The sequence below is a fragment of the Paracoccus broussonetiae genome, from assembly GCF_031854425.1.
GTDB lineage: Bacteria > Pseudomonadota > Alphaproteobacteria > Rhodobacterales > Rhodobacteraceae > Paracoccus > Paracoccus broussonetiae.
Map to the genome: position 1 here is coordinate 79,532 of NZ_JAVRQI010000002.1, position 23,539 is coordinate 103,070.

General features: G+C 64.6%; 23 protein-coding genes. 20 read left to right on the forward strand and 3 right to left on the reverse strand.

The features are described from left to right. Position 1: 1 nt before the first annotated feature. The 15 genes from RM190_RS02955 (at position 2) to RM190_RS03025 (ending at position 13,911) form a co-directional block, all read left to right on the forward strand. The gene (locus RM190_RS02955) at positions 2 to 1,039 is read left to right on the forward strand and encodes a branched-chain amino acid ABC transporter permease (RefSeq protein ID WP_311757905.1); all 1,038 of its coding nucleotides are present in this window, start codon (positions 2 to 4) and stop codon (positions 1,037 to 1,039) included. Then, positions 1,036 to 1,788 (forward strand): ABC transporter ATP-binding protein, encoded by a 753-nt coding sequence (locus RM190_RS02960; protein ID WP_311757906.1) that lies wholly within the window; start codon positions 1,036 to 1,038, stop codon positions 1,786 to 1,788. The genes RM190_RS02955 and RM190_RS02960 overlap by 4 nt, the downstream gene beginning before the upstream one ends. Beyond that, positions 1,781 to 2,500: an ABC transporter ATP-binding protein gene (locus RM190_RS02965; RefSeq protein WP_311757907.1), complete on the forward strand. Its 720-nt coding sequence runs from the start codon at positions 1,781 to 1,783 to the stop codon at positions 2,498 to 2,500. The genes RM190_RS02960 and RM190_RS02965 overlap by 8 nt, the downstream gene beginning before the upstream one ends. Beyond that, positions 2,497 to 3,687 carry a cytochrome P450 gene (locus tag RM190_RS02970; RefSeq protein ID WP_311757908.1) on the forward strand — a complete coding sequence of 397 codons (1,191 nt, stop codon included), beginning with the start codon at positions 2,497 to 2,499 and terminating at the stop codon, positions 3,685 to 3,687. The genes RM190_RS02965 and RM190_RS02970 overlap by 4 nt, the downstream gene beginning before the upstream one ends. Positions 3,688 to 3,698: 11 nt before the next feature. Next, positions 3,699 to 4,883 carry a cytochrome P450 gene (locus RM190_RS02975; protein ID WP_311757909.1) on the forward strand — a complete coding sequence of 395 codons (1,185 nt, stop codon included), beginning with the start codon at positions 3,699 to 3,701 and terminating at the stop codon, positions 4,881 to 4,883. 27 nt (positions 4,884 to 4,910) lie between these two features. Then, the gene (locus tag RM190_RS02980) at positions 4,911 to 5,231 is read left to right on the forward strand and encodes a 2Fe-2S iron-sulfur cluster-binding protein (protein ID WP_311757910.1); all 321 of its coding nucleotides are present in this window, start codon (positions 4,911 to 4,913) and stop codon (positions 5,229 to 5,231) included. A gap of 10 nt (positions 5,232 to 5,241) precedes the next feature. Further along, a complete protein-coding gene (locus tag RM190_RS02985; RefSeq protein ID WP_311757911.1) occupies positions 5,242 to 6,456 on the forward strand; it encodes an NAD(P)/FAD-dependent oxidoreductase in 1,215 nt (404 codons plus the stop codon). Between the two features lie 169 nt (positions 6,457 to 6,625). Continuing rightward, positions 6,626 to 7,576: a LysR family transcriptional regulator gene (locus tag RM190_RS02990; RefSeq protein WP_311757912.1), complete on the forward strand. Its 951-nt coding sequence runs from the start codon at positions 6,626 to 6,628 to the stop codon at positions 7,574 to 7,576. 89 nt (positions 7,577 to 7,665) lie between these two features. Further along, entirely contained in the window at positions 7,666 to 8,688 is a 1,023-nt protein-coding gene (locus tag RM190_RS02995) for an ABC transporter substrate-binding protein (RefSeq protein ID WP_311757913.1), read from the forward strand. A 44-nt stretch (positions 8,689 to 8,732) separates the two neighbouring features. After that, positions 8,733 to 9,500, forward strand: coding sequence for an ABC transporter ATP-binding protein (locus RM190_RS03000; protein ID WP_311757914.1), 768 nt, complete (start codon positions 8,733 to 8,735; stop codon positions 9,498 to 9,500). After that, positions 9,493 to 10,290: an ABC transporter permease gene (locus RM190_RS03005; RefSeq protein WP_311757915.1), complete on the forward strand. Its 798-nt coding sequence runs from the start codon at positions 9,493 to 9,495 to the stop codon at positions 10,288 to 10,290. Before RM190_RS03000 ends, RM190_RS03005 begins: the two co-directional genes overlap by 8 nt. Positions 10,291 to 10,293: 3 nt before the next feature. Beyond that, positions 10,294 to 11,343 (forward strand): zinc-dependent alcohol dehydrogenase, encoded by a 1,050-nt coding sequence (locus tag RM190_RS03010; RefSeq protein ID WP_311757916.1) that lies wholly within the window; start codon positions 10,294 to 10,296, stop codon positions 11,341 to 11,343. Next, positions 11,340 to 12,065 (forward strand): hypothetical protein, encoded by a 726-nt coding sequence (locus tag RM190_RS03015; RefSeq protein ID WP_311757917.1) that lies wholly within the window; start codon positions 11,340 to 11,342, stop codon positions 12,063 to 12,065. The genes RM190_RS03010 and RM190_RS03015 overlap by 4 nt, the downstream gene beginning before the upstream one ends. Positions 12,066 to 12,172: 107 nt before the next feature. Continuing rightward, the gene (locus RM190_RS03020; RefSeq protein ID WP_311757918.1) at positions 12,173 to 13,192 is read left to right on the forward strand and encodes a four-carbon acid sugar kinase family protein; all 1,020 of its coding nucleotides are present in this window, start codon (positions 12,173 to 12,175) and stop codon (positions 13,190 to 13,192) included. Next, the gene (locus RM190_RS03025; RefSeq protein WP_311757919.1) at positions 13,189 to 13,911 is read left to right on the forward strand and encodes a FadR/GntR family transcriptional regulator; all 723 of its coding nucleotides are present in this window, start codon (positions 13,189 to 13,191) and stop codon (positions 13,909 to 13,911) included. Before RM190_RS03020 ends, RM190_RS03025 begins: the two co-directional genes overlap by 4 nt. Positions 13,912 to 13,960: 49 nt before the next feature. On the opposite strand, the gene RM190_RS03030 is transcribed toward RM190_RS03025, so the two are convergent. Genes RM190_RS03030 through RM190_RS03040 form a run of 3 tightly spaced genes read right to left on the reverse strand, consistent with a single transcriptional unit; the run spans position 13,961 to position 17,235 of the window. After that, positions 13,961 to 15,067: an iron-containing alcohol dehydrogenase gene (locus RM190_RS03030; RefSeq protein ID WP_311757920.1), complete on the reverse strand. Its 1,107-nt coding sequence runs from the start codon at positions 15,065 to 15,067 to the stop codon at positions 13,961 to 13,963. A gap of 35 nt (positions 15,068 to 15,102) precedes the next feature. Continuing rightward, positions 15,103 to 16,053 (reverse strand): 4-hydroxythreonine-4-phosphate dehydrogenase PdxA, encoded by a 951-nt coding sequence (pdxA, locus tag RM190_RS03035; protein WP_311757921.1) that lies wholly within the window; start codon positions 16,051 to 16,053, stop codon positions 15,103 to 15,105. A 12-nt stretch (positions 16,054 to 16,065) separates the two neighbouring features. After that, a complete protein-coding gene (locus RM190_RS03040) occupies positions 16,066 to 17,235 on the reverse strand; it encodes a sialidase family protein (RefSeq protein ID WP_311757922.1) in 1,170 nt (389 codons plus the stop codon). A 344-nt stretch (positions 17,236 to 17,579) separates the two neighbouring features. On the opposite strand from RM190_RS03040, the gene RM190_RS03045 reads away from it, so the two are divergent. Genes RM190_RS03045 through RM190_RS03065 form a run of 5 tightly spaced genes read left to right on the forward strand, consistent with a single transcriptional unit; the run spans position 17,580 to position 23,509 of the window. After that, positions 17,580 to 19,094, forward strand: coding sequence for an ABC transporter substrate-binding protein (locus RM190_RS03045; protein ID WP_311757923.1), 1,515 nt, complete (start codon positions 17,580 to 17,582; stop codon positions 19,092 to 19,094). 57 nt (positions 19,095 to 19,151) lie between these two features. Beyond that, a complete protein-coding gene (locus tag RM190_RS03050) occupies positions 19,152 to 20,063 on the forward strand; it encodes an ABC transporter permease (protein ID WP_311757924.1) in 912 nt (303 codons plus the stop codon). A gap of 12 nt (positions 20,064 to 20,075) precedes the next feature. After that, the gene (locus RM190_RS03055) at positions 20,076 to 20,990 is read left to right on the forward strand and encodes an ABC transporter permease (protein ID WP_311757925.1); all 915 of its coding nucleotides are present in this window, start codon (positions 20,076 to 20,078) and stop codon (positions 20,988 to 20,990) included. Beyond that, the gene (locus RM190_RS03060; RefSeq protein WP_311757926.1) at positions 20,983 to 22,602 is read left to right on the forward strand and encodes an ABC transporter ATP-binding protein; all 1,620 of its coding nucleotides are present in this window, start codon (positions 20,983 to 20,985) and stop codon (positions 22,600 to 22,602) included. Before RM190_RS03055 ends, RM190_RS03060 begins: the two co-directional genes overlap by 8 nt. A gap of 25 nt (positions 22,603 to 22,627) precedes the next feature. Beyond that, the gene (locus tag RM190_RS03065) at positions 22,628 to 23,509 is read left to right on the forward strand and encodes a dihydrodipicolinate synthase family protein (RefSeq protein WP_311757927.1); all 882 of its coding nucleotides are present in this window, start codon (positions 22,628 to 22,630) and stop codon (positions 23,507 to 23,509) included. The last annotated feature ends 30 nt before the right edge of the window (positions 23,510 to 23,539 follow it).

Here is a 23,539-nt window from a genome sequence, read left to right on the forward strand (position 1 = left end):
GATGACCTATACCACCACCCTTATCCCTGCCGGCAGCGCGGCGCCGCCCGAAACCGAGCGGCGGGCCAGCCGCGACCTGATGCGCCGCGTACGCTGGAAACCGGCCGAGATCCTGTTCTGGCTGGTGGCAGCGGCAAGCTTCTTCCTGCTGCCTGACCGCCATCTGCTGCTGTCCGAGATCGTGATCCTTGGTCTTTTCGCGCTGTCTCTGGACCTGATCATCGGCTATGCGGGCGTCGTTTCGCTAGGCCATGGCGCCTTTTTCGGGCTGGGGGCCTATGCCGCGGGGCTGACCTCGGTTCATCTGACGGGCGAGCCTTTGACCGGGCTTGCGATTGCCGGGCTGGCTGCGGGACTGCTGGGGCTTCTGACCGGACCGCTTCTGTTGCTGCGGGCGTCGGACCTGACGCGGCTGATGGTCACGCTGGGCATCGCCATGCTGCTGCTTGAGGCAGCGAACCGCGCGGCCTGGCTGACCGGCGGCGCGGACGGTCTGCAAGGCGTGATGATCGATCCGCTTTTCGGGCGGTTTGAGTTCGACCTGTTTGGCACCACCGCCTATGCCTATTGCCTGGTCGTGACCTTCGTCACCTTCCTGGTCGCGCGCCGGGTGGTCAGTTCCCCCTATGGGTTGTCCTTGCGGGCGATCCGGGACAATGCGCTGCGCGCGCGCAGCATGGGCATTCCGGTCGGGTCGCGCATTCTGGGGATCTATGCCTTTTCGGCGATGATCGCCGGGCTTGCGGGCGGGCTTTTGACGCAGACCACCATGTTCGTATCACTGGATGTGCTTGCCTTTCACCGTTCGGCGGATGTGCTGCTGGTGCTGGTCCTTGGCGGGGTCGGCTATCTTTACGGCGGGCTGGTCGGCGCCATCGTCTTCAAGCTGCTGCAGGACTGGTTTTCGGCGATCACGCCCGAGTACTGGATGTTCTGGATGGGACTCGTGCTGCTGATCGTGGTGCTGATTGGCCGCGACCGGATCGACAACGCCCCCCGCGCCCTTCTGCGCCGCATCCGTGGGGAGGGTCGGGCATGACCGCCGCACTGGAAACCATCGGACTTGAGAAGCGTTTCGGCGGGCTGGTCGCGACCGACAAGGTCTCGCTGACGCTGGAGCAGGGCGCGCGCCATGCGCTGATCGGACCCAACGGCGCGGGCAAGACCACCTTCGTCAACCTTCTGACCGGGGTTCTGCCTGCCAATGGCGGCAAGATCCTGCTGGGCGGACAGGATGTCACCGGCAAGAACCAGATCCAGCGCGCCCGTCTGGGCATGGGCCGGACCTTCCAGATCAACCAGTTGTTCGGAGCTATGACTCCGGTTGAATCTCTTGGCCTTGCCGTGTCCGAGCGCAGGGGGGCCGGGGCCGATTTCTGGCGCCGGATCGGTACCCGCGCCGACATCATGGCCGAGATCACCGGCCTGATCGAACGGTTCCGCCTGACCGATGTGATGGACCATCCGACGCGGCTTCTGCCCTATGGCAAGCAGCGCCTGCTGGAGATCGCGCTGGCGCTGGCCTCGAAGCCAAGGGTGCTGCTGCTGGACGAACCCGCGGCCGGTGTCCCCGAGGCCGAGCGCGGAGAACTGCTTGAGACCTTGGCCGAATTGCCGCGCGACGTGTCGATCCTGCTGATCGAGCACGACATGGATCTGGTCTTTGCCTTTGCCGAACGCATCACCGTGCTGGTGAACGGCGCGCTTTTCGCCAGCGGATCGGTGGCCGAGATCATGGCCGATCCCCGCGTGCAGGCCGTCTATCTGGGGAGCAGTGAACATGCCTGAACTTCTGAGCATCCGCGACCTTCGCGCCGGCCATGGCGACGCCGTCGTCATCCCCGGCCTCAGCCTGACCCTGGCCGAGGGCGAGGCGCTGGCGGTCCTGGGCCGGAACGGCGTCGGCAAGACCACGCTTCTGGACAGCATCATCGGCGTCACGCGCCGCTTTGGTGGTCAGGTGTCGCTGGCGGGGCGCGACATCAGCGCACTACCGCCCGAAGCGCGGGCGCGCGCGGGCATCGGTTGGGTCCCGCAGGAGCGCAACATCTTCCGCTCGCTGACGGTCGAGGAAAACCTGACCGCGACCGCGCTGCCGGGCAAATGGTCGCTGGCCCGCGTCTATGAGATGTTCCCCCGTTTGCAGGAGCGGCGCGGCAACATGGGTGGCCAACTGTCGGGCGGCGAACAGCAGATGCTGGCCGTCGGCCGCGCAATGATGCTGAACCCACGCCTGCTGCTTCTGGATGAACCGACCGAGGGGCTGGCCCCGATCATTGTCGAGCAGTTGCTGACCTCGATCCGCCGGATCATCCGCGACGAGGGGATGGCGACGATCATTGTCGAGCAGCACGCCCGCAAGATCCTGAAAGTCACCGACCGCGCCGTGATCCTGGATCGCGGTGAAATCGTCCACCAGGCGCCAAGCGCCGATCTGCTGGCAGACCCCGGACCGCTGGAACAGCATCTGGGCGTGATCGCGAAAGGAGCCGCCGCATGAGCCTTGATACCCTGACCCTTCCGCAGTCTGATCTGGACCCGTTCAGCACCGCCTTTTTCGACGATCCCTTTCCCGAACACGAAAGGCTGCGCGAGGCCGGGCCGGTGGTCTGGCTGGAACGCTATGGCATCTATGGCGTCGCCCGATATGCCGAGGTGCATCAGGTTCTGAACGACTGGGCCACCTTCTGTTCCTCGCGCGGCGTGGGCTTGCAGGATTTCAGCCGCGAAAAGCCCTGGCGCCAGCCCAGCCTGGTGCTGGAGACCGATCCGCCCGAACATGACCGCGCGCGCAAGGTGCTTGCGCGTGTCCTGTCACCCGTCGCCATGCGCGAACTGCGCGACGGCTTTGCCGAGGCTGCCGACGCGCTGGTGCGCCGCGTCATCAATCGCGACATCGACGGCATCGCCGATCTGGCCGAGGCCTTTCCCCTGTCGGTCTTTCCCGATCGCATCGGCCTGCGTCAGGACGGGCGCGAGCACCTGCTGCCCTATGGGGGTCTGGCCTTCAACGCCTTCGGCCCGGACAACACGCTGCGGCGCGAGGCGATGGACCGCGCCATGCCCCATGTTGCATGGGTGACGGAACAGTGCCGACGCGAGAACCTTGCGCCCGACAGTCTGGGGGCGCGGATCCATGCCGCCGCGGATACCGGTGAGATCACCCCGGACGAAGCGACGCTGCTGGTCCGGTCGCTGCTGACCGCGGGGATCGACACGACGGTGAATGGCATCGGCGCGGCGCTTTACTGCCTTGCCCGTTTTCCCGACCAGTTTCAGGCACTGCGGGCCGACCCGAAGCTGGCCCGCAATGCGTTTGAGGAGGCGGTGCGCTTTGAAAGCCCGGTCCAGACCTTCTTCCGCACCACCACGCGCGAGGTTGAACTTTCGGGCACCATCATCCCCGAAGGGGCGAAGGTGCTGATGTTCCTGGCCTCGGCTAATCGCGACCCGCGGCGCTGGGACCGGCCCGATGCCTATGACATTACCCGTAAGACCAGCGGGCATGTCGGCTTCGGCTCGGGCATCCACATGTGCGTAGGCCAGCTTGTCGCCCGGCTTGAGGGCGAGGTGCTGCTTGAGGCGCTGGCCCGCCATGCCACCTCGATCGAGATCACGGGCCAGCCGGTCCGCGCCTATAACAACACGCTGCGCGGGCTGAAGGCCCTGCCGCTGCGCATCTCGTAAGGAACTCCACGATGCTGGATCATCAGCTTGCACCGCTGGACGAGGCGATCACCATCGACCAGCTGACGGTCGCCCCCTATCCGATCTATCGCCGGCTGCGGGCCGAAGCGCCGGCGATGCGGGTGAAATCGGTGGGACGCACCTTCCTGACCAAGGCGTCGGACTGCAAATGGGTCAAGGACACGCCCGAGATCTTTTCCTCGGACGATCCGAACACGCCGATGAAGCGCGCGTTCCTGGCCCATACGCTGATGCGCAAGGACGGCAAGGAGCACCTTGCCGAGCGCATGTCGATGGCCCCGGCCCTGATGCCCAAGACCATCCAGGAGGTCTGGACCCCGCTTTATCGCCAGTTCGCTGATGAATACCTGGACCGCCTGCCCACGGGCGAGGTCGTGGACCTGCATCGCGACCTGTCCGCCCCGATCGCCGCGCGCATTCTTGCCCATATCCTTGGCATCCCCGAGGCGACGGACGAGCAGATGATCTTCTGGTCGCAGGCCCTGATCGACGGGGCCGGGAATTTCGGCTGGCTGCCGGGGCCGTTCGAGGTGTCGGACCGGGCCAATGCGGAAATGGACCTGATGCTGGCCAAGGCCATCGCGCGGGTGCGGGCGGAGCCCGACCGCTCGGCGCTGTCGGTCATGGTCAATGCTGAAAATCCGATCCCCGAAAGCCAGATGATCGCCAATATCAAGATCGCAATCGGTGGGGGCATCAATGAACCGCGCGATGCGCTGTCGACCATCGTCTTCGGCTTCCTGACCGAGCCGGAGCAGCTTGAGGAGGTGCGCCGCACCGCCAAATGGGGCCCCGCCTTCGAAGAGGGCGTCCGCTGGGTCGCGCCGATCCAGGCCTCGTCCCGGCTGGTGATGGAGGATGTCGAGATCCGCGGCTTCCACATTCCCAAGGGCGACACGGTGATGACGATCCAGGCTTCGGCCAATCACGACGAAGAGCTGTTCGACCACCCCGAGCGCTTCGACGTCTTCCGCGCCAAGAACCCGCATCAGGCTTTCGGGTCTGGTCCTCATCACTGCGGCGGTGCCCATATCGCCCGCCGCACCGTTGGCGCGGTCATGCTGGAGGCGCTGTTCGAGCGCTTTCCGAACATGACCCTGCCCGACCCCGAAGCCGTGCTGTGGCGCGGTTTCGGTTTCCGCGGGCCGATCAATCTGCCCGTTCGTCTGGGCTGACCCAGCAATTCGCAAGGAGAGACTGACATGAACATCACCTTCATCGCCGCCGACGGCACCGAAACCCGAGTCGAGGTCGCTGCGGGCGAAAGCATCATGCGCGCCGCCGTCCAGAACGACGTGGACGGGATCATCGGCGAATGCGGCGGCTCGATGATGTGCGCGACCTGCCATTGCTATGTCGACGATGCCTGGGCCGATGCGGTCGGCCCGCAGGAGGATGGCGAAAGCGACCTGCTGGATTGCGCTGCCTCGGAAGTCAGGCTGACCAGCCGGCTGTCCTGCCAGATCAAGATGCGGCCCGAGTTGGACGGCCTGACCATCCACCTGCCGGAAGCCCAGTTGTAAGGAGGCGCCGATGCAGCGCATCGTCATCATCGGCACGGGGCAGGGCGGGCAGCAGATGGCGGCCAGCCTGCGCCAGGAGGGCTTTTCGGGCGAGATCCTGATGATCGGGGACGAGCCGGGCCTGCCTTATCAGCGGCCGCCGTTGTCCAAGGCCTATATGGCAAACGGTGATGCTGCGGCCCTGACCCTGAAACCCTCCAGTTTCTATGAACGGTCCGGGATCGCGTTGCACGACGCGACCCGCGTGGTCCGCATCGACCGCCCGGCGCGACAGGTGGTGACGCAGGGCGGGACGCGGCATTCCTATGATCATCTGGTGCTGGCGACGGGCGCGCGGAATTTCCGACCCCCCGTGCCGGGTATCGACGCGCCGGGCACGGCCGAACTGCGCACCCTTGCCGATGCCGAGGCGATCCGCCAGCGTCTTGCGACCACCCGACATGCCGTGGTGGTTGGGGGCGGCTTCATCGGTCTTGAATTCGCCGCGATGGCGCGGGCCGCGGATGTCGAGGTCACGGTCGTCGAAGCCGCGCCCCGCCTGATGGCCCGTGCCCTTTCGCCGCAGATGTCGGGGCATTTCCTGGACCTGCATCACCAGATGGGTACCCATGTTCTGCTGGATGCGATGGCGGCGGGGGTTCTGGCCGATGCGCAGGGGCGCGCTGCGGGCGTGGCGCTGGCGGACGGGCGGCAGATCGCGGGCGATCTGGTTCTGATTGCGACCGGGGTGCGCCCCAATGTCGAGCTTGCGGCCGAAGCCGGGCTGACCTGCGACAATGGCATCGTCGTGGATGGCGGGCTTGCGACCTCGGACCCCGCTATCTCGGCGCTTGGCGACGTAGCGGTCTTTCCGGGGCCGCTGGGCGCGCCTGTGCGTCTGGAATCCGTTCAGGCAGCCGTCGATCACGCCCGCCACATTGCGCGCAGATTGGTTGGGGGCGACTCCACGCCCTATGCTGCGGTGCCGTGGTTCTGGTCCGATCAGGGCAAGTTCAAGCTGCAGATCGCGGGGTTGGGTCACGGGGCCGATCACGCGATCACGCGGGCAGAGCCGGGCGGACCCGCTGTCCTGTTGTTCGGGCGGGGGCGCTTGCAGGCGGTCGAGACGGTCAACGCACCGGGCGTTCACATGGCGGCGCGCAAGCTGATCGGGATGCCGCTTGCCGATCTTCAGGCCCATGACTTCGACCTGAGGGCCGCAACCAAGGCCTGCGTCGCAGCGTAATCCGTCGATCACGGCCGGACGGGCGAATTCCTGCCCTTAGGCGACGGTTATGGACTTGCCGCCGGGCCGGGGCAGGGTGCATGAAGGGCCGCGCCCCGGCCGCCTCTGGCCGATGCGCTTCACTTGGCCCCTTGGGGCAAGGGAATTGGAACGACCAAGGCCGAACGACATGAAGACCGAGCAGAAATCCGAACCTTCCCGGCGTGGCGTCGGAAGGTCAGATCAGCCGGCATTGAGCCTGCGGCAGATCGAGACGCTTCATACCGTGCTGTCGACCCGTTCGATCACGGCGGCGGCGAAGCTGCTGAACGTCTCTCAGCCCTCGATCAGCCGCACCGTCAAGCGGATAGAGGATGTCCTGCGCCTGCGCCTGTTCACCAAGGACGGCAAGCGGCTGGTTCCCACGAAAGAGGCGATGCAGATCTTCGAGGAGGTCGATGGCATCATGGGCCAGCTGACCGGGCTTGGCCGGCGCATCGCCCGGATCGCCAGCAGCAGCGACGGGGTCTTTCGCCTGGGCGCGACCGCCAGTGTCGCGCGCGCGGTGGTCCCCCAGGCCATCCATAACCTTTCACGCCTGCATCCCGGCCTGGACCTGTTTCTTGACGTGCTGTCGATCGATCAGATGGCGCAATATCTGCTGACCGGGACGGGGGACTGCCTTGTCACCATCGCGCCCGACAAGCATCCGGCCCTTGCCAGCATGAAATTGGGCGAGGGCGTATTGGTCGCCCTGCTGAACCAGCACCATCCGCTGGCGCAGCGGCCGATCCTTGCGGCCAAGGATCTGGTTGGCCACGAAATCATCTGCTTCCAGTCCGACGGCCCCCATCAGCGCGCCATCCGGGCCTTTCTTGACGGCGTGGTCCAGATCGACAATCCCCGCATGGTCGTGCGTTTCAGCGATACCGCGATTGCCCTGGCCAGTCAGGGCATGGGCATCGCGTTGATCGACAGTTTCTCGATCCGGGGCCAGATCGGCCCGGATCTCGTGGCCGTGCCGCTGCAGGCACCGCCGCGTTTCGAGGTGTTCCTGCAATGGAACCGCGGCCGGCCCGCGTCGCGCAATCTCGACCGTCTGGCGGATGAGCTGCGCGGCCTGCTGGCCCCCAATCCATAACCTCAAGGCATGATGAACGTAAGAATTATCCATTGCGTGCATATGTCACGAAACCCATTCTTGGCCCCTAGATCCTGGGAGGAGATCCGATGAGATTTCACAGACTTCGCGCTGCGGCGCTTTCGCCCCTTGTTGCCCTTGCCTTTGCGGCATCGGCCGGTACCGCCGTCGCGGACACGGAAATCAACGTGGGCGCGCTGCGGCTGGCCAGCCAGGCCCCGACCTTCATCGCCTTTGAAAAGGGCTATTTCAAGGACGAGGGACTGGATGTCGACCTGAAGTTCTTCGAGGCCGCAAACGCGCTTTCGGTCGCGGTCGCAGGCGGCGATGTCAACTATGGCACGACCTCGATCACCGGCAGCCTGTTCAACCTGGCCGAACGCGGCGTCGTCAAGGTTATCGCCGGGTCGCTGTCCGAAGATCCGAAGATCCCCGGTGCGGTCATCCTGGCCTCGAAAAAGGCCTATGACGCCGGCCTGACCGAGCCGGCCAAGATTGCCGGGCACAGCTTTGGCGCGACCACGGCGGGATCGTCCTTCCATTACATGCTGGCCGAAATCGCCGAAAAGGACGGTTTCCCGCTGGATGGCGTTCAATTGAAGCCGCTGCAGAAGATCGGCGCGATCGTGGGTGCGATCAGCACCGGCCAGATCGACGCCTGGGTGATCCAGCCCAGCATCGCCAACAAGCTGCTGGCCGATGGTGGCGCCGTCAAGATCGGGGATTACCGCGACTATGACCCCGACTATCAGGTCACTGCGGTCTTCACCTCGACCCAGATCGCCACGGACCAGCGTGATCAGACCGAGGCGTTCCTGCGTGCCCTGTCGCGTGGCGTCAAGGATTACAACGCGGCCTTTGTCGACAAGACGATGGACAAGCCCGAGGTCGATGCGTTGGTCGACATGGTCCACAAGTATGTCGGTACCGACACGCCGGTGGAAACCTTCGCCCCGTCGCTGACCGAGGATTCGATGCGTGTGAACGACGGGTTGGCGCTGTCGGTGACTTCGGTCGCCAAGCAGCTGGAATTCTTGCAGAAGAACGACCTCGTATCGCACGACGTCACGGTCGAGATGCTGGTCGATCCCAGCTACGTCACGACCCGATAACCAGCTGACGCCCCTTTGGGGCAGCTCGCAAGGCGGAACCGATCATGGACCTCAAGCTTGACGACATCAGCCATTTCTATGGCCCTGTCGAAGTTCTCAGAAACATTTCCCTGACCATCAGGCAGGGCCAGATCGTCTGCCTTGTCGGGCCGTCAGGCTGCGGCAAATCCACGCTCCTGCGCTTTATCGGCGGGCTCGAACGCCCGTCCAAGGGGCAGGTGCTTCAGATTGGTGAGCCGTCGAAAGGTTCGCTGAATCCCCTGACCTATGTCTTCCAGCACTTCGCGCTGCTGCCCTGGCGGACGGTCGAAGGCAATATCCGCCTGGTGCTTGAGGATCACCGCCTGGGTCGTGCCGAAACCGACGCGATCATCCGCGATGTGTTGGCCCGCACCCGGCTGACCGATTTCGCCAAGGCGCTGCCCAAGCAGCTTTCCGGCGGCATGAAGCAGCGCGTCGCCATCGCCCGCGCGCTGGCCGTCCGTCCCGATGTGCTGCTGATGGACGAGCCGCTTTCGGCGCTGGACAGCCAGACCCGTGAGTTGCTGATGGACGATCTGGTCGATCTGTGGACGCGGCAGCCGTTCACCGCCGTCTATGTGACCCACAACCTGAACGAAGCCGTGCGGCTGGGCCATCGCATCGTCGTTTTGTCCCGCCGTCCCGGCCGCATCCACAAGGAGGTTCAGATCGACGTGCCGCTGAACGAACGTCACCTTGGCGATCCCCGGCTTGAGGCCAAGCAGACCGAGTTGTGGGAACTGATGCGCGAAGAGGCGAAAGCCGCAGACCAGGAGCTTGTCGATGGCTGATCCCGTCACCCGTGCCGTGCCGTTTCGCGGCGGCGGCTTCAATCCGCGCCCGATGCGCATCGTCGCCCCTATCGTCTTCGTCGTTCTGATCGCGGTGCTGGAGGTCGGGACGCGGACCGGCATCATCTCGGGGCTGACCATGCCGCGGCCGTCCGATGTCGCAAAGACGCTGGGCGGGCTGATCAGCAGCGGGCTTCTGTGGAAACATCTTCTGCCCTCGTTGCAGCGGCTGTTCGTGGGCGGGCTGATCGGCACGCTGGCGGGGGTCACGCTTGGTACGCTGATCGGGCTTTTCACGCTGGTTCGCGCCGGGCTTCTGCCGCTGGTATCGGCGCTGTTCCCGATCCCCAAGATCGCGCTGCTGCCTTTGTTCGTCATCTGGTTCGGTATCGACGAAAGCTCGAAATACGCGCTGATCGCCTTTGGCGTCTTCACCCCGACGGTGGTGGCCACCTTCGGCGCGGTCGACAATGTCGACCGATCGCTGATCCGCATGGGCCAAAGCTTTGGCCTGTCCTGGTGGGCCATCGTGCGCAAGATCGTCCTGCCCGGCGCGTTCCCGGCCATCCTGTCGGGCCTGCGCGTGTCGCTGGCCATCGGGATCATCCTGCTGGTCGCCGCCGAGATGCTGGGCGCGCAATATGGCATCGGTGCCTATATCCTTGAAGCAGGCTCGCTTTACGACCTGAACCGCCTTTTCGCCGGCGTGACGGTGCTGTCGGTGCTGGGCCTGATCCTCAGCACGGTCATCGGCCTTGTCGAGAAACGCTTCCTGAACTGGAGGGGCTGAGGAATGCTTGCTTTGCAAAAGCTGCGCCCCGAGCCGGGCATCGCGCTGCATGACGTCGCGGCGCCCGCAGCCCCCGGACCGGGCGACGTCCTGATCGCCGTCGAAGCGACGGGGATCTGCGGCACCGACCTGCATATCGCGGCATGGACCAGCGGCTATGCCTCGATGAAAAGCGCGATGCCCGTGACGCTGGGGCATGAATTTTGCGGCCGTGTCCTGCAGGCCGGGCCTGGTGTTCCGGTCGAGGCGGCAGGGCAGCGGGTGACGGTCCGTCCCTCGGTTCTGTGTCACGACTGCGCGGCCTGTCACGCCGGGGACTTCGATCATTGCACGGGCCGCAAGGGCGTGGGCATCGGCCGCAACGGTGCTTTTGCCGCACAAGTCCTGGTGCCGTGGGAAAACTGCGTGGCCGTTCCCATCGCCATGCCGCCCGAGGTTGCCGCCCTGACCGAGCCGATGACGGTGTGCCATGAGGCGGTCGAAACCGCCGGCATCCGTCCCGGCGACCGTGTTCTGGTCATCGGGCCGGGCACCATCGGGCAGGGGATTGCCCTTTTTGCCGAAGTCGCGGGTGCGGCCGAGATCGTGGTTGTCGGCCACGATGACGCCGCGCGTCTGGCAACGGTTCGGGAACTTGGTTTTCCAAATACCGCCGACAGCTTTGGCCGCAGCCTGACCGAAGCCGTCGCGCCCTGGACCGGGGCAGGGCTTTTCGACGTGGTGATCGAGGCGGCGGGCGTTCCCTCGATCGTGCCCGAGGCGCTGTCGCTGCTGCGCAAGCGTGGGGTGCTGGTAATCGCGGGGATCCACGCTGCCCCCGCGACCATCGACCTGACCGCCCTCGTTCGCGATCACAAGCAGATCCGCGGTACCTATCGCGCCCCGGTTGAGGCCTGGCCGCAGGTTGTCGACTATCTGTCGAAGAATGCCGCGCGCGTCGGCGAGATGATCACCGCGCGCCTGCCCATCTCGCGTGCCGACGAGGGCTTTCGTCTTGCCGCCGCCAAGCGGGATTCGAAAGTCATCATCTTGCAGGACGAGGTCCGGTCATGAGCCTGCAAGGGGCCGCGTTTCTGTGCATCTGGAACGATCACGACCCTGCCCAGGTCCAGGAATACGAGGCGTGGCACACGTTCGAGCATGTTCCCGAACGGGTTTGCGTGCCCGGCTTCATCGCCGGTCGCCGCTATGCCGACTATAATCGGGCCGAAAGCCGGTATTTCACGCTTTACGACATCGACTCGCTTTCCGTGCTGGAAACGCCGCCATATCTGGATCTGCAGGCCAACCCGACGCCATGGTCGCAGCGGATGCGTCTGGCCTTTCGGAATTTCCAACGTATTCCGTGCCTGACGCTCGCTTCGCGCGGCCAAGGCTGCGCGGGGGCAATCGGGACACTGGTCCTGACAGCCGAGCGGGGCGCGGAATCCGCCGTCGCCGGCCTGCAGGAGTTGCTGGATGGGCTGCTGCGGGACCATGCCGTCACCACCTATCACCTTGGGATCGCGACGGTGATCCCGGCCTATGCCGTCTTCGGCACGCCCGCCGCCGGGGATGACCGGACCGACACTTATGTGGTGATGGTGGAAGGGCTGCTGCCCGCGGACACCGATGCTGCGTTGACACGGGTGGCCGCTGCCCTGCCGAACCTGTTCGCGCATGCACAGGTGCTGAAGAACGAAAGCTCGGGGTTTCTGTTCACGGTGCAGGACAGCGAACTGGCAGGAAGTCCCTTGCGTCGTGAAATTGCCCGGGATTGTCACGATCCCGCCTGATTTGACAGCGGGGACGATGACCGGGGGTCCGAGGTCGTAAGGGAGTTGTCATGCATTGCGAATTGCGGCATTGATTGTAGGGTGAATAACTTTACAACTTCCTGAACATGCCCCCAGTCCTTGCCATTGTTGCCGATGATCTGACAGGTGCCCTGGACGCAGCCGCCCCCTTTGCCGGGCGTGGGCTGCGCGTCGCGGTTGCGCTTGGGCCCGACCATGTTCCTGCGGCGCTGGCACGCGATCCGCAGGTGGTGGCGATCACCACCACAAGCCGCGACATCCCGGCCGAGGCCGCGCGTGATGCGATGGCCCGCACCATGCGCGCGCTACCGCCCGTACCCCTGTTCAAGAAGGTCGATTCCCGGCTGAAGGGCAATATCGAAGCCGAGCTTTCGGTGCTGGACTTTCAGCGCGCGCTGGTCGCCCCCGCGATCCCCGAATTCGGTCGCGTGGTTCAGGCTGGCGCGGTGCAGGGGTTCGGCGTCGATGATCCGATCCCGGTTGCCGCCCGCCTGGGCATCCATGCCGCGCGCGCAGAGATCCCGGATGTGTCATCTGTGGACGAGATGCGGGCGGCACTTGCATCCTCCGATTGCGACCTGATGATCGGGGCGCGCGGGCTGGCCGATGCGCTGGCCGCGCGGATGACTGGGCGCGAAATGCAGATGCTGGATGCGCTGCCGGGGCCCCGGGGGCTGTTCGTGATTGGCTCGCGCGATCCGATCACGCTGGAGCAGGTCAGCGCCCTGCGTGCGGTGCCCGGCCTGTCATATTTGGGCGCGCCGAACGGCGATGTCGCGTCCCCCCTTCCCGATGCGCGGCTTCTGGTGGTGCAGGCACTGCCCGCAAGCAGGCCTATCGCAGGCGATCTGGTCGCGGCCCGGCTGGCAGCCGCCGCCGCGCCGTTGCTGGTCGCGGGCTTCGGTACCGCGCTGCTGACCGGGGGCGCCACAGCCGAAGCCTTCCTGCGCCAGCGCGGCGCGGGGGTGCTTGACCTGCAAGGCGAATGCCTGCCCGGGTTGGTCGTCGCCGATCTGGACGGTTTGACAATTGTCACCAAATCGGGCGGCTTCGGAAGCGGCGACAGTCTTGTACGGGTCGCAGCCATGATCGGAGGAGAAGCATGAGCCTGGAAAAGGGCGGGGCACGGAAAAGCCTGTCCGATGTCGTCTTCGACCGCGTGCTGAGGTCGATCAAGTCCGGGGCCTTCGCGCCCGACGAACGCCTGCCGACCGAACATGACCTTGCGGCTGAATTTGAAGTCTCTCGCCCGATCGTGCGCGAGGCGCTGCGCCGGCTGCGCGAACAGGGCCTGATCTATTCCCGGCGCGGCGCGGGCAGCTTTGTGCGCTCGGTCGGGTTGAAGCAGCCCTTGGGCTTCGGGCCGCTGGAGAATGTGGCCGACCTGCTCAATTGCTATGAATTCCGCCTGACGCTTGAGCCCGCCGCCGCGGCCTGTGCGGCGGAGCGCCACGATCCGCAGACACTTTCGTCCATTGCCGCGGCGCTTGAACTGATGCGCGATGCGACCAACCGCCAGTCGCATCGCGAGGACGCGGATTTCCAGTTCCACCTTGCAATCGCCGTCGCCAGCGAGAACACCTATTTCTCGACCGCGATGGAGGCGCTGAAGGATCACATCGCCGTCGGGATGCGTTCGCACGGCGCTTCGGTGAAGCGCGAGTCAAGCGGGCTGGTCCGGGTCTTTGACGAGCATAACCGCATCTATGAGGCGATCCGCGACGGCAAGGCCGAACAGGCGCAACGCCTGATGCACGACCACCTGAGCGGCTCTCGCGACCGCCTGTTCGAGCGCAAGAAGCCGGCCCCACAAGCTGAGAAATAAGATAAGAAATAGCCGGCAAGCCATTGGCTCTGCCAGCTATTGCACGATTTCAGTAAGCCGCCTGGAAGATGGCACGCACTTCGGCGACGCTCATGTCGCGCGGGTTGTTGTCCATCAGGCGGCGGATGGCATGGGCATCTGCGGCGAAACGGTCAAGCTGATCCTCGGCCGCACCATGTGCGGAGAGCCGCATCTCGACACCCAGGTTTTCGCAGAAACGGTGCGCGGCGGGCAGCAGGTTGCCCGACAGCCCAAGCGCCGCGACGACCTCGGCGGTCTTTTCCGGAACCGCGCTTTCGTTGAAGGCGAGGACATGCGGAAAGATGATCGCATTGGCCAGCCCGTGCGGCAGGTGCAGAAGCGTTCCCAAGGGATAGGCCAGAGCATGCCCCGCTGCGGTATTCACCGGCCCAAGGCAGATCCCGCCATAGAAAGACGCAAGCATCATTCCTTCGCGGGCCTCGGTATCCTGGCCATCGCGGACGGCGCGGGCAAGATACCTGCCGACAAGGTCGATCCCCATGCGGGCAAATCCGTCGATCACCGGATGGGCGTTCTTGTTCGTGAAAGCCTCGACGCAATGGGCCATCGCGTCGATCCCCGTCGCCGCAGTCACGGCAGGGGGGACGCTGAAGGTCAGTTCGGGGTCCAGAACCGCCAGATCCGCCAGCAGATGCGGGCTTTCGACGGCGATCTTGTTGCCTTTGCCGGGATCGGTGATCAGTGCGCGAATGCCGGCCTCGGATCCGGTTCCGGCAGTGGTCGCGATCTGCATGAGCCGGGTGTTCCGGCCCGACACCTTGTTCGGTCCCGCGACATCGGCCAGCGATTGCGTGCCGTCCCACATCGCGGCGACCAGCTTGGCAAGGTCCATGACCGATCCGCCACCCAGGCCCACGACCAGATCGGGGCGCGCCAACCGGGCGGCGGACAGCGCGGCGTCGAAGCAGGCAATATCGGGTTCGCCGGGAATGGCATCGAAGACCTGGACCTCGCCCGCCAGTCCCAGTCTTGCGACGAATTCCGTGGTATGCGGTGTCGTCAGCACGAACACGCGCCGCGCGTCGGCCGCCCATTCGCCGACCTTGCGGACGGCACCCGCGCCGATCTCAAGCCGTTTCGGCAGATGCAGCGTGATGTTGCGAGCTAAGGACATGCGGGCCTCCCCCGTTTAGATCTGAAAAATGCTGCTCAGGTCCGCTTTCCGGCGACCAGCTTGCGGGCATAGGCGATGGCCGAATTCATGTTGCCATGATCGGCGATGCCCTTGCCGGCGATGTCGAAGGCGGTGCCATGATCGACCGAAGTGCGGTCGATGGGCAATTCGACCGAGACGTTGACCGCCGTGTCGAAGGCGACAAGCTTAACCGGAATATGGCCCTGATCGTGATATTGCGCGACGACCAGATCGAAGGCCCCCGAATAGGCGCGGTGAAAGACGGTGTCTGCGGAAATCGGGCCCTGAACGTCCATGCCTTCGGCATGGGCTGCCGCGACGGCGGGGCCGATCTCAAGATCGTCCTCGGTCCCGAACAGACCGTTCTCGCCGCAGTGGGGGTTGATCCCGGCCACGGCGATGCGCGGATTGTCATAGCCGATGCGTCTCAGATGCGCATGACCCGCGCGGATCGTCGCCAGGATGCGGTCCTTGTTCGCGCGCCCGATGGCGTCCTTCAACGAAACATGTGTGGTGACGTGGATGACCTTCAGCCGGTCCGAGGCAAGAACCATATAGGCGGCCTCGGCCCCGGTCAGGCTGCGCAGCAGGCCGGTATGGCCGTCGTAATGGTGCCCGGCCGCGTTCAACGCTTCCTTGTTGATCGGCGCGGTGACGATGCAGCCGATCCGGCCCGCCTGCGCATCACGGACCGCCTTTTCGATGAACCGATAGGCGGCATCGCCCGCGACCGGGGAAAGCTGGCCCCAGGGCAGGGGGGCGCCTTCGATGGGCAGATCCACCACGCGACCTTCAAGGTCCACATCCGCGCCGACCGCGGCCTTTGCCGCCTCAAGCGTGGCGCGGTTGCCATAGATCAGCGTGCGGGCGCGATCCGCGGCCGACATCTCGCCAAGAGCCTTGACGCTGATTTCCGGCCCGACGCCAGCCGGGTCGCCCATGGTGATACCGATGATGTCGCTCATGAAATACTCTCCTCAGCTGGCCCATCCCGGCGCGAGCCGGACGTATTTGATGGCGCGGCGGTGATAGGTATAGGCAATATGCAGGCTGCCATCCGGACCTTCCAGCAGCCAGGGATATGACAGCTCCCGGTTGCGGCCATCGGTCGAGTCGTTCGAGGTGCAGGTGCCCGGCCCATCCTCGATCACGATGCGGTCAGGGAATGTCCGGCCACCGTCTGCGGACAGACACACGGCGACGGGCGCGCGCGGCACGCCCCAGACCGGCTGGCAACCACCGGTCGGGTCGGCGTCGGGACGGTCGTCCTCATCTCCCAGTTCGTCGTAAAGCGAGGCGCGCCGATCTGCCGAGGTTGCCGCCGATGACAGATTGCAGATCACCGCGACACGGCCATCCGCAATTCGGATCGCGGCGATGGAGGAGTTGTTGTTGGGCAGGTTCGTCGCCTCGGGCGCGGTCCAGGTGCGACCACCGTCCTCCGACTGGCTGCGATGCACCGCGTCGGCCTGCCTGCGGCGATAAAAGGCCGGGATCACACCATCGGCTTTGGGAACCGGGCTCATGTGAACCGCGCCGATCGAGCCGGGAATCTCGTCCAGCCGCCAGGACTTGCCCCCATCTTCGGACACGCCAAGCGCAGCCACGTCATGGCTGCCGTTCCATTTCTGACCGGGACGCGGCACGCAGCGGAAGATCGGCAGCAGCCAGGCTCCGTCTGCGCGCAGCGTAACCTGTCCCCGCACGAAGCAGCCGCGCGGCAGGTCGTCGAGGAAGCGGCCTTGTGCGGTCGAAAGCCGGTCGCCATCGCGGGACAGTGGCACCGTGCGGATGCGGCACTGGTCCTGATTGCCGGCTGGTTGCGAGGTATGGAACAGCCACAGCCGCCCGTCTGGCGCGGCAAAGATCACCGGGTTCTGTTCGGAATGCTGCGGATCGTGGCTAAGTGCGTGGGCCGGCCCCCAGGTCTCTGCTCCGGGCAGCAGGATCGAGGCATGGATCGAGATGTCCGATTTCCCTTCAAGCGTGCCGCCAAACCAGGCGCAGGCCAGCGCACCATCATCGAAAAGATGCAGGAAAGCCGCATGGTTCTGGATCATGGGTGAGGGCAGGAACGCTTCGGCCCGGTCCGATGAAACCTGCGCCAGCTGGCCATCCATGCGTGCGGCGATCTGTTCTGGCGTCATCGAATCCCTCCTTCCACAGCATATTGGGACAGGCTGAACAATCGCCGCTGATGTTTCAGTTGTCAAGTTGCGGATTTAGTTTTTGAGTATACGTGGTGGGCATGAGTTTACAAAATAAACGATAAAACAATATGTTATATTTAGTTGGCGATCTGACGACTTTTCATACGCACGATAATATTGACAACTTTGTACACTGAAAGCATTCTGTGGAAGCGATCGGGCAGGGACGCGGCTGGCGCGGCAAGAGGAAGCCACCAGGACGAAAACCCTTTCCCGCGACAGAACGAGGCGGCCCGCATGGACGGGCCGTTCCGATATTCATCACCTGTGGGGAGGTTCGGATGGTGACGAAGACACTGACTTTGGGCGCGATGGTTCTGGCGGCGGCCACAAGCGCATGGGCCGCACCCGCGATGGCCGCGGATTCCGACATCAAGATCGTCCTGAGCGAAGAGCTTGACCTGCTTGAGCCCTGCATGGCGACCCGTTCGAACATCGGACGTGTGATCCTGGAGAACGTCAACGAGACACTGACCGAATACGACCCACGCAATGGCAAGGGGCTGGTGCCGCGCCTGGCGGAAAGCTGGGAACAGCAGGCGGACGGTTCCTGGCGCTTCAAGCTGCGGCAGGGAGTGAAGTTCTCGGATGGGACGACCTTCGACGCCAAGGACGTGAAGCACTCGTTCGACCGCGCGATGAGCGAAAAGATTAGCTGCGAGTCGCCGCGCTATTTCGGTGGCATGACCGTCAAGGCGAATGTCGTCGACGATCATACCATCGATTTCAGCGCCGATCCTGTCCAGCCGATCCTGCCGCTGCTTCTGTCTCTGGTGACGATCGTGCCAGAAGAAACGCCGATCGAATTTACTCGTCAACCGGTCGGAACCGGCCCCTATGCCGTGACGAACTGGACGCCGGGCCAGCAGATCGTGCTGACGCGCCGCGACGATTACTGGGGCGAACAGCCCAAGGTGACCTCGGCCACCTATGTGTTCCGCACCGATCCCGCTGTGCGCGCCGCCATGGTCCAGACCGGAGAGGCGGATATCGCCCCCTCGATCAGCCAGGTCGATGCGACGAACCCGGCAACGGATTTCGCCTATCTGGATTCCGAGACGGTCTATATCCGACTTGACCACTCGGTCGCGCCGATGAACGACGTGCGGGTGCGCCGCGCGCTGAACATGGCCATCGACCGCAGCGCATTTGTGGGCACGCTGCTGCCGGAGGGGACCGAACTGGCGGTTGCGCTGTTCCCGCCGACCACCGCTGGCGCGAACCCGGACGTGAAGCCCTATCCCTTCGATCTGGAAGGGGCCAAGAAGCTTCTGGCCGAGGCGAAGGCGGATGGCGTCCCGGTCGACACCCAGATCAAGCTGATCGCCCGCACGGCCAACTTCCCGAACGTGACCGAGGTGATGGAAGCGATCCAGCAGATGCTGACCGAGGCAGGCTTCAACGTGAAGCTGGAATTCCACGAGGTCGCGGAGCACGAAAGCTTCTACTCGAAGCCGTTCCCGACCGATCAGGGTGCCTACATGCTGGCCGCCATGCACGACAACAACAAGGGCGACCCGGTCTTCACGATGTTCTTCAAGTATGACAGCGAAGGCCGTCAGTCGGGCACCAACGATCCCAAGGTCGACGAGATGATCGCCGCCGCCTCGGCCGCGACTGGCGACGAACGGGCGAAGCTGTGGTCGGATCTGGTCGCCTATCTGCATGACGACGTGGTGGCCGATGCCCCCCTGTTCCACATGGTCGGCTATAGCCGCGTGTCCGAGCGGCTGGACTTCAAACCCACCATCTCGACCAACTCGCAACTGCAACTGTCGCAGATCGGCTTCAAGTAAGCCTGTGTCGCCCGACCGGCCGCGTGTCGTCCGGTCGGGCAAGCCCAGGGGTTTCCCATGCTGAAATTTCTTCGCAAGCGCGCGGTCGCCAGCCTGATCTCGTTGGTCGGGCTTGTGGTGCTGGTATTCTTCCTGTCGCGCATGACCGGCGATCCGGCTGTCCTGTTCCTGCCGATCGATGCGACCGAGGAGATGCGCAACCAGTTCCGCGAGATGCACGGGCTGAACGACCCGGTGCTCCTGCAGTTCTGGCGTTACCTGGGCGACCTGATGCAACTGGATTTCGGTGAATCGCTACGCAAGGCGCGGCCCGCCATCCAGGTCGTGACCGAGGCCTTTGCCTGGACCCTGCAACTGGCTTTGTTCACCATGTCGATCGTGACGGGGCTGGCCATCGTGATCGGCGCGCTGGCCGCCTATCGCGGCGGGCTGTTTGACCGGATCGCCTCGATCCTGTCGCTGGTCGGCGCGGCAGCACCTGATTTCTGGATCGCGATCGTCGGCATCGTGATCTTTTCGGTCAGCCTTGGCTGGCTGCCGACATCGGGCACCGGAAGCCTTGGGCACTGGGTGTTGCCGATCGCGGTCCTGTTCATCCGCCCCTTTGGCCTGATCGTGCAGGTCGTGCGTGGCTCGATGATCTCGGCGCTGTCCTCGGCCTATGTGAAGACGGCCCGCGCCAAGGGCGTGCGCGCCCGCCCGATCATCTTCCTTCACGCGCTGCGCAATGCGATGCTGCCGGTCATCACTGTGATCGGCGACCAGGCGGCGGCGCTGCTGAACGGCGCGGTGATCGTCGAGACCATCTTCGGCTTTCCGGGCGTGGGAAAGCTGATGATCGACTCGATCCTGCAGCGCGATTTCAACGTGATCCTTGCGGCTATCATGGTCACCGCGCTGGCAATCTTCCTTATGAACCTGCTGATCGATGTCGCTTATGCGATGCTCGATCCCCGCATCCGGCACTGAAGGATCCCCTTTATGACCGATATGAGCATGCCCATGGACGAGCCGGGCGCGCTGCGGCGCTTCGCGCGGATGCTGTGGGCGGACAAGTTTGCATTATGCGCGGCGATCTTTCTGGTGGTCGTTCTGCTGATGGCCATCTTCGGTCCGATGCTGATGGGAGAGCTTGCGACCAAGCAGAACCTGCGCGGCCGCAACGCGCCCCCGTTCGACCTCAGCCGGGGCTGGGTCTGGATCATGGGCGCGGACGCGCTGGGGCGGCCGCTGCTGGCGCGCATCGTGGTCGCCGCGCAGAATACCATGATGGTCGCGGCGGGCGGCGTCCTTGGCTCGGCAGTCATCGGAACGACGCTGGGACTGGTCGCAGGCTTCGGCAGCAAGCGCCTGGGCGAGGTGTTGATCCAGTTGGCCAACATCATCATGTCCTTCCCCTCGCTGCTGATCGCGGTCGTCGTGCTTTACATCTTCGGCCCTTCGGTACCGAACCTGATCATCGTGCTGGCGATCACGCGCATCCCCGTCTATCTGCGCACCACCCGTGCCGAGGTGCTGGAAATCCGCGAGCGGATGTTCGTGCAGGCGGCCCGCGTTATGGGGACATCGTCGCGCCGGATCCTGTTTCGCCACATTCTGCCCGTTGTCCTGCCGACGCTGGTCACGATCGCGACGCTGGATTTCGCCTTCGTCATGCTGGCGGAAAGCTCGCTGTCGTTTCTTGGCATCGGCATCCAGCCACCCGAGATCACCTGGGGCCTGATGATCGCGCAGGGCAAGCAATACCTGACCAACGCCTGGTGGCTGTCCTTCTGGCCGGGGCTGGCCATCATCCTGACCACGCTGTCGTTGAACCTGCTGTCGAACTGGCTGCGCATCGCGCTGGATCCCACGCAGCGCTGGCGCCTGGAAATGAAGGGGGCGACCCATGACTGAACACCTGCTTGAGGTCAGTAACCTTTCGGTCGAGTTCCACACCGCCATCGGTGCCGTGAAGGCGGTGCAGGATGTCAGCTTTCATCTGGGCCGAGGCGAGACGCTCGCGATCCTTGGCGAAAGCGGATCGGGAAAATCCGTCTCGGCCTCGGCGATCATGAATCTGATCGACATGCCGCCGGGCCGGATCACCGGCGGGAAGATCCGCTTCGACGGCAAGGACCTGCTTACGATGACGGACGAGGCGCGGCGAGAGATCAATGGCCGGCGCATCGCCATGATCTTTCAGGACCCGCTGAGTCACCTGAACCCGGTTTATACCGTGGGCTGGCAGATCGTCGAAACCATGACGACGCATGGCATTCCCCGCGACCAAGCCCAGGCCGAGGCCCTGCGTCTGGTCACGCGTGTCGGCCTGCCGGAACCACAGGCGGCATTGGCCAAGTATCCCCACCAATTTTCGGGCGGGCAGCGCCAGCGTCTGATGATCGCAATGGCGCTGGCGATGAAGCCCGATGTCCTGATCGCGGATGAACCGACGACCGCGCTGGACGTGACGGTTCAGGCCGAAGTCCTGGCGCTTCTGCAGGAGTTGCAGCGGGAAACCGGGATGGGCGTGCTGATCATCACCCATGACCTTGGCGTCGTGGCCGAGATCGCGGACCGTGTCGTGGTGATGAACGCGGGCGTGGTCGTCGAGGCCGGGACAGCTGCCGATGTCTATGCCAATCCCCGCCATCCCTATACCCGAAAGCTGATCGGTGCCGCACCCGGCAAGGGCGCGATGCACGCGCCGATGCCGCCGGCCGAGCCGGTGCTGAGTGTCCGGGACATGCGCAAGACCTATGGCGCCTTCAAGGCGCTGGACGGGGTCAGCTTTGACCTGATGCAGGGCGAGACGATGGCGGTCGTGGGCGAATCCGGATCGGGCAAGTCGACGCTGGCCCGTATCCTGTTGCGGCTGGACGAGGCGGATGGCGGGCAGGCTCTGTGGAAGGGCCGTGACCTGCTTTCCATGCCACCGAAAGAACTGTTTGCCCTGCGCCGCGACCTGCAGATGGTGTTTCAGGACCCGACCCAGTCGCTGAATCCGCGTATGACGGTCTATCAGCTGATCTCGGAAGCGTGGATCGTCCATCCCGACATTCTGCCGCGTGCGAAATGGAAGGGCCGCGTGGCCGAGTTGCTTGCCCAGGTCGGTTTGAAGCCCGAAATGGCCGGGCGCTATCCACACCAATTCTCGGGCGGGCAAAGGCAGCGCATCGCGATTGCCCGCGCCCTTGCGCTGGAGCCGAAGCTGATCGTCTGCGACGAGGCCGTCTCGGCGCTGGACGTTTCGGTGCAGGCGCAGGTGATCGACCTGCTGGACAAGCTGCGCCGCGAGATGGGCATCGCCTTCATCTTCATCGCCCATGATCTGCCCGTGGTCCGCGACTTTGCCGATCATGTCATGGTCATGCAGAAGGGACGGGTGGTCGAGATGGGGACCGTGCGCCAGATCTTCGAAAGCCCGCGACAGCCCTATACGCAGGGCCTGCTGGCTGCGGGGCTGGATCCCGATCCCGCCGTGCAGGCGGCCCGCCGCGATGCCCGCCTTGCCCGTGCGTCCTGACCGAATTCCGAACCGGAGCCTATCAATGACCAAAGAAGCCTTTGTCGCCCTTGTCACCTGCTTCAACGATGACGAGACCATCAACTATGACGCCACCCGCGCGCAGGTTCGCCGGCAGGTTCAGGCCGGCAACAACATCATGTGCGCGGGCACGAACGGCGACTTCACGGCCCTGACCTTTGACGAAAAGGTGGCGCTGACCGAGGCGGTGGTGGACGAGGTCGCGGGCCGGGCACGGGTGATCGTCAACGCGGGGATGCCGGCGACGTTCGAGACCGTGAAGCTTGCGCGCGAATTCGACCGCATCGGCGTCGATGGCATTGCCGTGATCACGCCCTTCTTCATCGCCTGCACCCAGGACGGGATGGTGCGCCACTTTACCGCCGTGGCGGATGCGGTCAGCACGCCTGTCTATCTTTATGACATTCCCGCGCGGACCCAAAACCATATCGAGCCGGAAACCGCCCGCCAGCTTGCCGCGCATGGCAACATCGCCGGGATCAAGGATTCGGGTGGCGCGCAGGAGACGCTTGAGGCCTATCTTGCCGTGGGTCGCGGGACCGAGGGGTTTGCGGTCTATTCCGGCCCCGATCACCTGGTCCACTGGTCATTGCAGAACGGAGCGGCGGGCTGCATCTCGGGTCTTGGCAACGTCATGCCAGAGGTGCTGGCGAAGATCGTGCGCGCCTTCAACGCGGGCGACGAGGCCGAGGCCGCGCGCCAGCAGCAAATCTTCGGCGATTTCCGCAAGGACCTTTACGGCCTTGGCTACCCGCCGGCGCTGGTCAAGCGCGCGTTGTTCCTGATGGACAATTCCGTCGGCGCCAGCCGCCAGCCCGCATTGTTGCCCGACCCCAAGCAGGATACGCAGATCGCAGACATCCTCAGGAAATACGCGCTGCTGTAAGGGGGCTCGAGTCCCCTCTATGAACTGCGC